The 12708-nt window shown below is 71.2% G+C and carries 8 protein-coding genes and 1 pseudogene; 5 read left to right on the top strand and 4 right to left on the bottom strand.

The features are described 5' to 3' along the window. The first annotated feature begins 627 nt into the window (after nt 1–627). Nucleotides 628–1806 carry an FAD-dependent monooxygenase gene (locus ABZU99_RS10645; protein ID WP_355949802.1) on the top strand — a complete coding sequence of 393 codons (1179 nt, stop codon included), beginning with the start codon at nt 628–630 and terminating at the stop codon, nt 1804–1806. A 119-nt stretch (nt 1807–1925) separates the two neighbouring features. Here ABZU99_RS10645 and ABZU99_RS10640 read toward each other — a convergent pair whose 3' ends face one another. Both ABZU99_RS10640 and ABZU99_RS10635 read right to left on the bottom strand, forming a co-directional pair. Next, entirely contained in the window at nt 1926–2801 is an 876-nt protein-coding gene (locus ABZU99_RS10640) for an ABC transporter permease (RefSeq protein ID WP_356045231.1), read from the bottom strand. After that, nucleotides 2798–5566, bottom strand: a complete 2769-nt coding sequence (locus ABZU99_RS10635) for an alpha/beta fold hydrolase (RefSeq protein ID WP_356045229.1) — start codon at nt 5564–5566, stop codon at nt 2798–2800. Before ABZU99_RS10635 ends, ABZU99_RS10640 begins: the two co-directional genes overlap by 4 nt. A 161-nt stretch (nt 5567–5727) precedes the next feature. Here ABZU99_RS10635 and ABZU99_RS10630 point away from each other — a divergent pair, with 161 nt between their 5' ends. Next, on the top strand, nt 5728–6996 hold the full coding sequence (locus tag ABZU99_RS10630; protein WP_356045227.1) for a VWA domain-containing protein: 1269 nt from the start codon (nt 5728–5730) through the stop codon (nt 6994–6996). Beyond that, a complete protein-coding gene (locus tag ABZU99_RS10625) occupies nt 6996–7841 on the top strand; it encodes a hypothetical protein (protein ID WP_356045225.1) in 846 nt (281 codons plus the stop codon). Before ABZU99_RS10630 ends, ABZU99_RS10625 begins: the two co-directional genes overlap by 1 nt. A gap of 95 nt (nt 7842–7936) precedes the next feature. Here ABZU99_RS10625 and ABZU99_RS10620 read toward each other — a convergent pair. Further along, nucleotides 7937–8485 (bottom strand): annotated as a pseudogene (locus ABZU99_RS10620) (TerD family protein); the annotation flags it as partial. A gap of 141 nt (nt 8486–8626) precedes the next feature. On the opposite strand from ABZU99_RS10620, the gene ABZU99_RS10615 reads away from it, so the two are divergent. Continuing rightward, nucleotides 8627–8998 (top strand): BlaI/MecI/CopY family transcriptional regulator, encoded by a 372-nt coding sequence (locus ABZU99_RS10615; protein WP_356045223.1) that lies wholly within the window; start codon nt 8627–8629, stop codon nt 8996–8998. A gap of 31 nt (nt 8999–9029) precedes the next feature. Here ABZU99_RS10615 and ABZU99_RS10610 read toward each other — a convergent pair whose 3' ends face one another. Further along, nucleotides 9030–9500 carry a general stress protein gene (locus ABZU99_RS10610; protein ID WP_355949818.1) on the bottom strand — a complete coding sequence of 157 codons (471 nt, stop codon included), beginning with the start codon at nt 9498–9500 and terminating at the stop codon, nt 9030–9032. A 241-nt stretch (nt 9501–9741) separates the two neighbouring features. Between ABZU99_RS10610 and ABZU99_RS10605 the strand changes: the two genes are divergently transcribed. Then, a complete protein-coding gene (locus ABZU99_RS10605) occupies nt 9742–12651 on the top strand; it encodes a SpoIIE family protein phosphatase (RefSeq protein WP_356227789.1) in 2910 nt (969 codons plus the stop codon). Nucleotides 12652–12708 lie beyond the last annotated feature (57 nt).

Here is a 12708-nt window from a genome sequence, read left to right as displayed (position 1 = left end):
GCCCGGTCGACACGAGGGTGCGGGTGAGCTCATCGAGTCTGGGTCCCGGGGCGCCGACCGCGAGCACATGCCCGCTCGCCTGGGTCGGCTGGGTCGGCTGGGTCGGATCGGATGCGCGTGATCGGGGATGGTGCGAAGTGAGCACCTGGGGAGTTCCTTTCTGCGAAAAGACGTGCGTCACCGAACGGGCCACCCGGGCATACCGAATTCCGGCCTGGCCGTGGCGGGCCACCGCCGTTCGGTAGGGAGTTTTCGCGACGACGTTTACGCCGTGGCCGTAAGCGATCCGCACAGGGAGAGGCGAGGTCTCCGGCGGGGTCCTGGCCAGGCTCGAACACGCTCCGGCGGAAAGTGCATGAGGTCCCATCCTGTTTGGATCGTGGGGGGCGGACCGAACGTCACCACTACGGCCGACCGGCCCTCTTGTTCTGCCAGTCGGAAACTCCAGTCTCAACGATCACTGTGGAACCGCACAACTCATCGCTGTAACACTCTCGTTAACCGCTTCGGGCATGTCGGTGACCTGTCGGTCCGTCGTGGGTGCCACGTCGGTGAGGTGTCGGCGCCCTCGTTCAGGCTTCTGGGGACAGGAGATTCCAGTGGTTGAAACACGAAAGGGACAGCACCATGCGGAATAAGAGAGTCCTGATTTCGGGTGCGAGCGTCGGCGGCCCCGCCCTGGCCTACTGGCTCGACCGTTATGGATTCCGGGTGACGGTGGTGGAACGAGCCACGGGGTTGCGTCCCGGCGGGCAGGCGATCGATGTGCGGGGTCCGGCGCTCGAGGTGTGCGAGCGGATGGGCGTCCTGGAGAAGATCCGTGGCCACGCCACCGGCCTGCGCGGCATGTCGACCGTGGACGACGAGGGAAAGGAACTGTTCAGCACCACCGCACACACCGCGACCGGCGGGGATCTCGACCGCCCCGATGTCGAGATTCTCCGCGACGATCTGGCGTCGATTCTCCATGGCGCGGGCGGAGATGGAATCGAGTATCTCTTCGGTGACTCGATCGCCGCACTCGCCCAAGGCTCCGACGAGGTGGCCGTCACCTTCCGCAGCGGTGCCTCGCGCACCTTCGACCTCGTGGTGGCCGCCGACGGAGTGCACTCCGCCACACGCGCGCTCGTCTTCGGCCCCGAGGAGAACTTCATCCGGCCGCTCGGGGGTTATCTGGCGGTGTGGACGGTGCCGAACTATCTCGGCCTGGACCGCTGGCAGGTGCTCTACTCCCTGCAGGGCGACCTGTGGGGAGGGATGGTGATGAGCGTCCGCGACAACACCGAGGCCCGGGTCTACGTCGGCTTCGAGTCGGACGAGCCGCCCACGCGGGTTCTCGGCGACCGGACCGCTTCGGAGCACAAGCGGCTGGTGGCCGAGCGGTACGCGGACGCGCGCTGGGAGATGCCACGGCTGCTGGAGTACATGTGGGGCGCGAGCGACTTCCACTTCGACACCGTGGCCCAGATCCATATGGACTCCTGGTCGCGCGGCCGGGTGGCGCTGCTCGGCGACGCCGGCTACTGCGGCTCCCCCGCCTCCGGCCAGGGCACCACCATGGCCCTGGCCGGAGCGTATGTCCTGGCGGGCGAGTTGAAGGCCGCGGACGGCGACCACACCACGGCCTTCGCCGCCTATGAGCGCGAGCTGCGCGACTATGTGACCGCCAACCAGGAGCTCGCCCTGGCCAACAAGGAACGGATGGAGGCCGAGATCGCCGGTGGCGACGGCGTGGCGGACCTGACCGGTTTCGGCAGCGCGGACTTCTACGAGGTGGTCGACTCGCTCGTCCTCAAGGACTACTGACCGGGGTCCTCAGCCGCGCTGAGCGGATGCGGTGAAGTTCGCCGCTGATCCCTCGCCGTTCGGCCTGGCCGAGGGCTTGGACGCCGAGAACAATCAGCACGTGACTTCGCCGTAACCGCTTAGGACACCACGTCCTTGCGGCCGAAGCCACGGAAGGCGAGCGCGAACAGCACCAGCGCATAGGTGACCGAGACCGACATCCCCTTGAGCATTCCGCTCCACTCCAGGTGGGGCTGGAGTGCGTCGGCCCAGGCGAACTGCCAGTGCGCGGGCAGGAAGTCCCGCCAGGAGCCGAGCGCCGTGACGGCGTCCAGCACACTGCCCACGATGGTCAGCCCGACCGCGCCGCCGACCGCCCCCAGGGGCGCGTCCGTGACGGTGGAGAGCCAGAACGCCAGGGCCGCGGTGACGAGTTGGGACAGGAAGAGGTACGTCACCACCAGGGCGAGCCGGGCGAGCGCGTCCCCCGGGGCGAGCTCGCCGCCCGTGGGGATCCGCAGCGGCCCCCAACCGTAGGCCAGCGTGCCCACCACGAGGGCGACGAGCGGCAGCAGCACCATCGCGGCGGCGCTGAACCCGAGCCCCACGGCCAGCTTGCTCACCAGCAGCCGGGCCCTGGGCACGGGTGCGGCCAGCAGATAGCGCAGCGAGGACCAGTTGGCCTCGGAGGCGACGGTGTCACCGCAGAACAACGCGACGGGCACCACCAGCAGAAAGGCGGCCGAGACGAACAGCGCGGTCGCGGCCAGGTTGGCACCTGAGGAGGTGGCCGTGACCATCAGGGTGATCCGGTCGTCCCGCCCCTCGGGGGTGCCGCCGATCGCGAACGCCCCGACGAGCACGAACGGCAGCGCGGCCAGCACCACCGCCATCACCAGGGTCCGGCGCCGGCGCAGCTGCCGTACGGCCTCGACCCGCAGGGGCAGGGTGTGGCGGCCGCGGTAGCCGGGCGCCGCCTCCGTCCCCTCTGCCGCCTCCCTCGTCGATGAGTTCACGCGGATCCTCCTCCGATCAGCGTCAGGAACGCGTCCTCCAGGCGCCGGTTGGGCCCGAAGCTGGTCACCGGGATCTCCAGCCGCACCAGCTCGGCGAGCAGCCGCGACGGGGCCGCCCCGTCCAGGAGGACCAGCAGTCCGTCGTCGGTGCGGCGGGTGGAGGCGACACCGGGCAGCGCGTCCACCTTGTCGACGAGGGCATCGCTCAGCTCGCCCTCGTGGCCCACCAGCACACTGCCGCCGGTGCCGGTGATGTCACCGACCGGGCCCGCCTGGATCAGCCGGCCACGGTCCATGACGACCAGATGGGTGCAGGACTGCTCGACCTCGGCCAGGAGATGACTGGAGACGATCACCGTGCGGCCGGCGGCGGCGTACCGGATCATCACCTCGCGCATCTCGCGGATCTGCGGCGGGTCCAGCCCGTTGGTCGGCTCGTCGAGGATCAGCAGATCGGGCAGGCCCAGCATGGCCTGGGCGATGGCGAGCCGCTGCCGCATGCCCTGGGAGTACGTCCGCACCGCACGCTCCAGCGCACTGCCGAGGCCCGCGGTCTCCAGCGCCTCCTCGATGTGGGAGTCGGCGGTGGGGCGCCCGGTGGCCTGCCAGTACAGCTCGAGGTTGGCCCGGCCCGTCAGATGGGGCAGGAAGCCCGCCCCTTCGACGAAGGCGCCGACGCGGGAGAGCACGGGCGCACCGGGCCTGATGGCCTGGCCGAAGACACGGATCTCGCCCTCGTCGGGGGCGATGAGCCCCATCAGCATGCGCAAGGTGGTGGTCTTGCCCGCACCGTTCGGCCCGAGCAGCCCGAGCACCTGCCCCTTCTCCACCCGGAAGGACAGCTCGCGCACGGCGTACCGGTCGGCGGACTTGGCATAGCGCTTGCCGATGCCGGTGATCTGGAGGGGTACGTCGGCCAGTTCGGGGTCGGGTGCGGGCGTGGCCGTGCGCCGCCTGCCGGTCAGCAGCAGGGCGAGCGCCACCGCGGCGCCGGCGAGCGGCAGACCCCACACCCACCAGGGCAGCGGGGCGGGCTGGGTGTGCACAGCGGGCGCCCGGGGGACGGTGAGGCCGCCGCCCGCGAGCCCGACGGTGTAGGTGGCGGGCTGGGGCGGGGAGGCGTAGCCGAGGTCGGTGGAGGAGAGCACAAGCCGCAGCCGGTGGCCCGCGATGAGCTCGTGGTCGACGGCGGGCAGCCGGAGGGTGACGGTCCGGCCCTTGGCCGCACCGGTGACGCGCAGCGGCGTGACAAGCTGCGAGGGCAGCACCTGCCGGCCGTCCGGCCCGACGTCGTACACCTTGGCGAACAGGACGGCGTCGGGTGAGTCCGCCCGCACCCGCACCTTCGCCGTGGGCGACCCGGTGATGCGCAGGGGCTTGATGAGCGGCGCGGAGTCGAAGCGGGCGAACTGGCCGGGTACGTCGAGGGAGAAGCCGAAGCCGAAAGAGGACGCCTGGGACAGCGCGGCGACACCCGGCACCGTGGAGATGGCGGGCGGGCCCGCGCCGGGCGGATTGGCGAACGACTGCTCCGGTCCGCGCAGCGGTACGGTCCGCGGTCCGTCGGCGAGCCCCGGATAGCGGTCGCTCGTGGCGCCGCGCAGCTGGACCGCCCCATTGGTGGTGTCGACGCCGCCGGTGCGGGTGATCCGGAAGGCGGGTCCGGTGTCGGCGCCCTTGTCGTCCTTGAGATAGCGGTCGAACCAGGCGCTGGTGCGTGCCTGGACGCGCGAGGTCTCCCGGTCGCCGCCGTCGTGTCCGCCGGCGGTCCAGTCGACGGCGACCGGTGCGCCGCCCGCCCGGATCGCCTTCGCCATGGCGTCGGACTGGCCGAGGGGAAAGAGGGAGTCGGACTGGCCCTGGAGGATCAGCGTCGGCACCTTGATCCGGTCGGCGACGGCCGATGGGCTGCGGGCCTCCAGCAGCCGGCGCGCGGCGGCGTCCGGCTGTCCGGCGACCGCGACGCGCTCGTACATCGCGCACAGCTGCTTCTCGAAGCGCCCGCAACTGCGAGCAGCCTCCGTGGGCTTGGGCGCGGGGGCTCCCGTGGCCCCCTGGTCCACCGGTGCCTCGCCGCCGCCCGGCGATCCCTGGCCGCCCGGGTCCCCCTGCCCGTCCCGGTCTCCCCGGCCGCCCTGGGCCGCGGAGAGATCGGCCGATCCGGTGGTGAAGAAGAGTCCGGCCCAGAGCTTCTTGAAGACGCCGTTCGGGAAGAGAGCGTCGGCGAGGTTCCAGTAGGTGATCTCGGGCACGATGGCGTCGACCCGCCGGTCGTAACCGGCGGCGAGCAGCGAGATGGCCCCGCCGTAGGAGGCTCCGGCGACGCCCACTCGTGGGTCGCCCCTGCCTTCGAGCCGTACCTCGGGGCGCTTGGCCAGCCAGTCGACCAGCCGCCGGACATCGGCCACCTCATGGTCCGGGTCGTTGAGCCCGATTCTGCCCGTGGAGGCACCGAAACCGCGCGCCGACCACGTCAGCACGGCGTAGCCGTCGCGAGCCAGCTTCTCGGCCTGCGGGCGGACATCGCCCTTGCTGCCCCCGAAACCGTGGGCGAGCAGCACCGCGGGCCTGCGGCCCGGCCCTGCCGTGAAGTACGAGGTGTCGATGCGCGCCCCCGGCATGTCCAGCACGCGTTCCTCGCGGTGGACGGCCGGAGGGCCGTCGGTGGCCGCGACCGCCCAGGTGCCGGCGCCCGCGAGGACGACCGCGGTGGCCACCGCGGCGAGCAGCCGCCGACCGCGCAGCCGGGTCTTTCGGAGATCCATGTCTGAACCCTAGACAGGAGTCGCGGACGCCGAAGCTGACACCGGGCGGATTCTCACCCCCTTCCCAGGGAGTAGCCGGACACCTCCCGTACACCGAGCGTGGTACGCCCGGCCGCTCCAAGCTTTTGGAGCAGTCATACGATGCTTCATAAGATGCGCTGGTGATCATAAAGAAACGTCTGGCGACAGGCGCGTTGGGGCTGCTCGCGGCCCTCGCCTGCGGCCTGATACTCCCTCCCGCCGCCTACGCCGACGAACCGGCGCACGCGTCCCCCAAGGTCGAGCTGGTGCTGGACGTCAGCGGTTCGATGCGGGCCCGCGACGTCGACGGCGACTCCCGGATGGCGGCCGCCAAGCAGGCGTTCAACGAGGTGCTGGACGCCACCCCCGACGAGGTACGGCTGGGCATCCGCACCCTCGGCGCCACCTATCCGGGCAAGGACCGGAAGGTCGGCTGCCAGGACAGCGAGCAGCTCTACCCGGTGGGCCAGGTGGACCGCACCGAGGCCAAGACGGCCGTCGCCACGCTGCGCCCCACCGGCTGGACGCCGATCGGGCTCGCGCTGCGCGGGGCGTCCAAGGACCTCAAGGGGGGTGACGCGACCCGCCGGATCGTGCTGATCACGGACGGCGAGGATTCCTGCGGTCAACCGGACCCCTGCGATGTGGCCCGTGAACTGGCCGCCGACAAAACCCATCTGGTCGTCGACACGCTCGGGCTGACGCTGGACCGCAAGGTGCGCGAGCAGCTCAGCTGCATCGCCGAGGCCACCGGGGGCACGTACACGGCGATCCAGCACCGGGACCAGCTCTCGAGCCGTATCAAGCAACTGGTCCGGCGTTCCGCCGATACGCCCGCCCGGACGCCGACCGCGGTGGGGGGCGCCGCACAGTGCGCCAAGGCCCCGTTCCTCGGTGCGGGCCTCTACAGCGACCGGGAGAGCTTCGGCGAACACCGCTGGTACCGGGTGCAGGTGGCGCCCGGTCAGGAGCTGCGGGCCTCGGCGAGCGTCGCCGCGGACCGCGCCGTCGACCCCGACTACGGTGTGCTGCTGCGGGCGGTGACACCGCGTGGCCGGGAACTGGTGCGCGGCAGCGAGGCGGGCAGCGGCCGCACCGATGTCATCTCCAGCGGACTGCGCTACCCGGTGGCCGATGTGGACAACGACGAGGACACGACGGGACAGACCGTGTGCCTGGAGCTGAGCCAGTCGTTCTCCGCGCCCGCGTCCGTCAAGCGCACTCCGGGCCTTCCCGTCGAGCTGGCCGTCGACGTGGTGGACAACGACGACCGGCCCGCCGATGTGGCCGCCTTCGGCCTGGGCCGCGGCTGGGTGCTGCTGGGCGTGCTCACCGTGGGCGGGCTGCTCGTGGGGTTGCTGTGGGGCTGGCTTGCCCGCTGGCGTGTCACCGTCTGGAGGACCAACTGATGCGAAGCCTTCGTACGGTGGGCGCCGCGCTCACCCTGTGCGCCGCCGCCCTCTTCACCGCCGTCGCGCCGGCGTCCGCGGATGGCCGGGACGGCAAGGACGCGCCCACCGAGGCGGGGACGAACTTCCGCACCGCCACCCGGATCGAGCAGGGCCAGAAGGCCACGGCCTCGGCCTCCACCGGCGACTATCTGTACTGGGTGTTCCCCGCTGCCGCCGGGCAGACCCCGAGGGTCGAGGCGGAGCTCAAGCTGCCGGACGGCTCGGCCCGGCATGGCAGCGCCACCTGGCAGATCGACGTCTACGACGGGCTGCGCCGCCATCAGCCGTGCGCCTCGGGCACCCCGACGCGCAGGGCGGCCCAGCAGGACGAGTCCATCAGCCTGAGCTGCACCGTGCGCCAGGTGCGGTCCTGGGCCGAGCGCTGGTCCAACGACCCGCTGGAAGGCGCGTACTACGTGCGGCTGACCGTGGTCGATCTGCCCGACCCGGATCTCGGCCTGCCGGTCGAGGCCGAGATCAAGGCGTCCGCGCGGGACGCGGGCGGGGCGCACGCGGACGGCGGGAAGGTGACCCCGCTCAACCCGGTGCTGCGGGCCGGGGTGCTCTCCGAGACGGACTCCGAGCCGCCGGAGGATTCGGGGTCGGGGTCATCGGACGACAAGGGCGATGCGGACACCTCGCACGCCGTCGCCGAGCCGGCGGACGGCTGGGGCTCCGGCTGGTGGTCGGACCGCTGGGTGTGGACCCTGGCCGGAGCGGCCCTCGCGGCGCTCGCGGGGGTGGGCGGCTACACGCTGGCCCGGGGGCCGCGCTCCCCGGGCCGCCCGCCGGCCGACGTCTGAGAACCCGGATCGCACCGCCCCTCCACTCGGAGGGGCGGTCCGTATGGGTGACTCGATGTCAGAACCGGGGCCATTGCTGAGACAAACGCGACCGCTCAGGAATAATTCTTGCCCATCAGTTGCGCAAAGGTTTCCGGGTCAGCATCGAATCCGCGAATAGCGCTCTGCATTCCCCATTCCCCCGAGTCGTCCCGAGTGAATACCGCGACCGTGGCCGCAGTGGCTTCGGAGACACCGGTGAAGTCGCTCGCCATCAGCTCGGTGTATCCCTCGGCAATACGGACATGGGTGTTCGCGACTTCCCCGAACGTCTTCCGTCCGGCACTCTGCTGGATCACTATGCCCACAACGACCCGCGAGTAATCGGCCGATATCCGGTCGAGCTCCAGGGTCATGGACTCATCGGTGCCAAAGCCCTGGCCGGTCCGGCTGTCCCTGTTGAGGGTGATGGTGCCGTCCGGCGAGCGGCTCTCGAAGTGCACGAGATACGCGGGCTCACCGTAAGGATCCCCGGCGGGGTAGGGTGCCGCGACGATGTCGAGATCGTTGGCCGGCTCACCGGTGGGGCTCGGATCCCACTTGAGCGCCACCTCGATTTTCCGAAGCCCCTTGTTGAGACCAGTCACCCGGACTCCCCTTCCTCGGCACTGTGTCGATGCTGAATGCGTGCGGCGCCAAGCGTATCGCGTACAAGGGGAGTTGAGGATTTCCGCCGGGCGCCCGCAGCGGGCCGTGGCGGGGTCTCTACTATGGGCCTCCGTACTAACGGCGGAAGGAAGCGCTCCATGCGACGGTTGGGGGAGCTCGAGGCGGAGATCATGGACCGCCTCTGGGCTTGGCAGCGTCCCACGACGGTCCGGGAGATCGTGGACGACATCAATGACCACCGACCTGTCGCCTATACCACGGTGATGACCGTGGCCACCATCCTCTACAACAAGGGCTGGCTGCTGCGCGCCAAGGAGGGCCGGGCCTGGGTGTACTCACCGGTCCGCAGCCGCGAGGAATACACCGCCGCCCTGATGGAGGACGCGCTGCGCACCACCGAGGACCGGCCCGCCGCGCTCGCCCACTTCGTCGAACAGATGGGACCCGAAGAGGTGGGCGCCCTGCACAAGGCGCTACGGACCGCAGGCCGCCGGGCCGGCCAGGCGTGACCCGAATCTCCGCCTGTCCGGGTCAGTCTTCTCACCGGCCGAGCGTGGCCAGCATGCTCCGTGCCTCTTCGGCGACCTCGGCGTCCGCGACCACGTCGTAGCGCGCGGCCACGATCTGGCTGCGCGAGGCGAAGTCGCGCTGTCCCCCGGTCATGGCATGTCCGACAAAGCCGAAGATCGCACCGAAAACGGCGCCGTAGACGATACCGCTCAAAAGCAGCACGATCACATGGTGGGGTCCCGGGGCGAACACGGACAGCAGCAGCCCGATCAGCAGGCCGAACCAGGCTCCCGTACCGGCGCCGGCGAGCGCCGCACGGCCCCGGGTGAGCCGGCCGAGCACCGTCTCCACCATCCGCAGGTCCGACCCGATGATCGCCGTGCGCTCCACCGGGAATTTGCTGTCGGCCAGGTAATCGACCGCGCGCTGAGCATCGGCATAAGTGGCGTACGAGCCGATGACCGGACGGTCGACCGCCCCCGACGGCGGTTGCTGGGTCATGGGGGACTCCCTCCGTCAAGGAGAGCGTGCGTCCGCTCGGCGCGCCCCGCAACGGGAAGCCAACTCCCACCTCGCATGATGAAATCGTTGAAATTCGGACATATCCTTGGAAGGGAGTGGATGAGAGCGCGAGGAAGTCCACCCGGACCCCCGGAGCGCAGGTGATGGAATGGGTGTACATGATCGGCACCCGGGTCCCGCACAGGCCCCGACCGGTCAGCCGGAGGAGGCCCGGCTTCGGTTGCTCGAAGCGGCCGGCGAGGGCCTGAGCGACGCCGAGCTGCTGCGGCTGGCACTCGATCATCTGGTCGCCGGGCTTGCGGGCCTCGGAGGGATGGCCCATCTGCGCGGGCAGGACGGGCTGGGACTGCGCCTGGTGGCCACCAGCGGGCTCACCGGACCGCTGGTCCATGCCTGGCAGTCCATCCGCTGGGGTGAGCCCGTCGCCCCCATGAGCGCCTTCCAGGACAGCGTCCCGGTCTGGGCCTCCCAGCCGGCGATCGGCGACGGCTCCCTGGCCCGGACCGGTCCCCCCGACCTCTGCATGACTTCCGTCCCGGTGCCCATGGACGACGGCCCGGCGATCGGCGTGCTGTCGGTGCTGACGGCCACGCCCCGAACGGGCGACACGGCGCAGCGCGAGCTCGCCCGTACGGTCACGCGCTGGGCCGCCGGGCGGCTGCCCGGGTCGTGGGCGGCCCCGGCCGGCGCCACGGGCGACGGGCCCACCCGGCCTCCGGAGGGGCGGGGGCCCGGCCCCACGCTGGAGGGGGCACTGCGCACGGCGCGGATGGGCGCCTGGGCATGGGATCTGCGTACCTCCAGCCTGACCTGCGACGATCAGGCCCAGTCGGTTCTGGGATTCGCCCCCGGTACCTTCGATGGCCAGGTCACCACCTGGCTGGGCGCCATCCACCCCGAGGACCTGCCCTGGGTGGAGGCGGTGTCCTGCCCGGAGGCGCTGCGCGACCGGGGCGTGTACAGCGTCGAGTACCGGGTGCGGCAGCCCGACGGGGCGTACCGCTGGGTGCAGGCCCGGGGGGCCGTGGTGTCCCAGGAGGGCGGTGTCCCCGCCCGGATGGTCGGCACGGTATGGGACACCACCGGAACCCGGAACGCCCGGGACTCCCTCGGCCACGCCCTGCAGTACCTGGGCGACGGATTCCTGGTGGTCGACGCGGAGGGGCGGATCACCTTCGCCAATGTCGAGGCCGAGCACTTCCTCAAAGCCTCCGGTGACCTCTTGGGCCAGGTGCTGTGGGAGCTGCCCAGGGCGCGGGCGATCGGGGTGGAGCCCCGCTTCCGGCGCGCCGCGTCCGCCAGGGCGCCCATCGACTTCCATGCCCGCCGGCCGAGCAGCGACCGCTGGTACCACCTCCGGCTGGTCCCGGTGCCCGAGGGAATGGCGATCCTGATCACCGATGTCACCGACCGCCGGGCCCTGGACGCCGAGCGCTCCGCCGCCGCCCACGCGGCCACCGAGCGGGCAACCCGAATCGCCGAGCTGACCAGCGCTCTCGCCGAGACGCTGACCGTGCGGGAGGTGGTGAAGGTGGTCGCCGACCGGGTGCTGCCGCCGTTCGGCGCCACCGGGCTGGTCTGCCAGCTGATCGACAACGAGCGGCTGCGGCTGGTGGGCGCGAGCGGATATTCGGAAGGATTCCTCACCTACCTCCAGAACATCCCCGTGCCGCGTTTCTCCCCCGTCGTGCAGGTACTGGAATCCCGTATCCCGATCTTCATTTCCTCGCCCGAGGACTACGCCGGACGATTCCCGGACGTGGTCGGCTACCTTCCGCTGAGCGGAAAGAAGGCGTGGGCGTTTCTTCCGCTGGTCGCCTCCGATCAGCAGGCCGGGTACTGCGTCGTCTCCTTCGACCGGCCGCGCCACTTCACCGAGGAGGAGCGCACCCTGCTCACCGCGCTCAGCGGACTGGTCGCCCAGGCGCTGGAACGGGCCCGGCTGTACGACGCCGAGCACACCCGCGCCCAGGAGCTGCAGCGCGGTCTGCTCCCCCGCACCCTGCCCGCGCTGCCCGCCATCACCGCCGCCGCCCGCTATCTGCCCGCGGGCGAGGGGATGGAGGTCGGCGGCGACTGGTATGACCTCATTCCACTGTCCGGGGAACGAGTCGCCCTGGTCATCGGCGATGTGATGGGACATGGGCTCTCCGAGGCAGCCACCATGGGGCGGCTGCGCACCGCCGTGCACACCCTCGCCGATCTGGAACTCCCGCCCGACGAGCTGCTCACCCATCTCAACGATCTGGTGGGCGCCCTCGGCGACGACTTCTACGCCACCTGCCTCTACGCCGTCTACGACCCGACCACCAGCCGCTGCGCCTTCGCCTGCGCCGGGCATCCCCCGCCCGCCATCATCCACCCCGACGGCACGGTTCACTCCCCCGGCTTCTCCCCCGACCCTCCGCTCGGCGCGGCGACCCCGCCGTTCGAGACCATCGAGGTCCACCTGCCCAAGGACAGCATCCTGGTGCTGTGCACGGACGGCCTCATCGAGTCCGCCACCCGCGACATCGACCGCGGCATGGCCTATCTCGCCCGGACCCTGACCAGAGCGCTCGCCACGACGCCGGGGCTGCTGGCCCGCCTGACAGCGGGCGACCGGGACCCACGCCCGGCGGACCGCAGCGACGCCAAGGTCCTCGACGACCTCAACCAGCTGTGCGACACCCTCGTCGCCGCACTGCTGCCCGAGCAGTCCCAGACCCAGGACGACGCCGCGCTCCTGGTGGCCCGGACGCATTCGACGACCCCGGACAACCTCGCCTCGTGGCCACTGCCGGACGACCCCATCGCCGCGGGCGAGGCCCGCGGGCTGGTGCGCGACCAGCTCGGCGCCTGGCAGTTGGACGAGCTGGCCATGACCACCGAGCTGCTGGTCAGCGAGTTGGTCGGCAATGTGGTGCGGCATGCCAAGGGCCCGATCCAGCTACGGCTGTTGCGCAGCCGCAGCCTCCTCTGCGAGGTCTCGGACGGCAGTCCGACCACGCCCCGGATCCGCCGCGCCTCGGACACCGACGAAGGCGGCCGCGGGCTCCAGCTGGTCGCCGCACTCTCCCACCGCTGGGGCACCCGCTTCACCCCGACGGGCAAGTGCATCTGGGCGGAGCAACCGCTGCCCACGTACTGAGCGCGGGGGCCGCTGCTCCGCCGCCCTGGCCTCGCCGGGGGTGGGCACCCCGCCGCG

The organism is Streptomyces sp. NPDC005266 (genome assembly GCF_040607655.1).
GTDB lineage: Bacteria > Actinomycetota > Actinomycetes > Streptomycetales > Streptomycetaceae > Streptomyces.
Note: the sequence above shows the minus strand (reverse complement) of the source record. Positions and strands in the feature narration are given on the sequence as shown.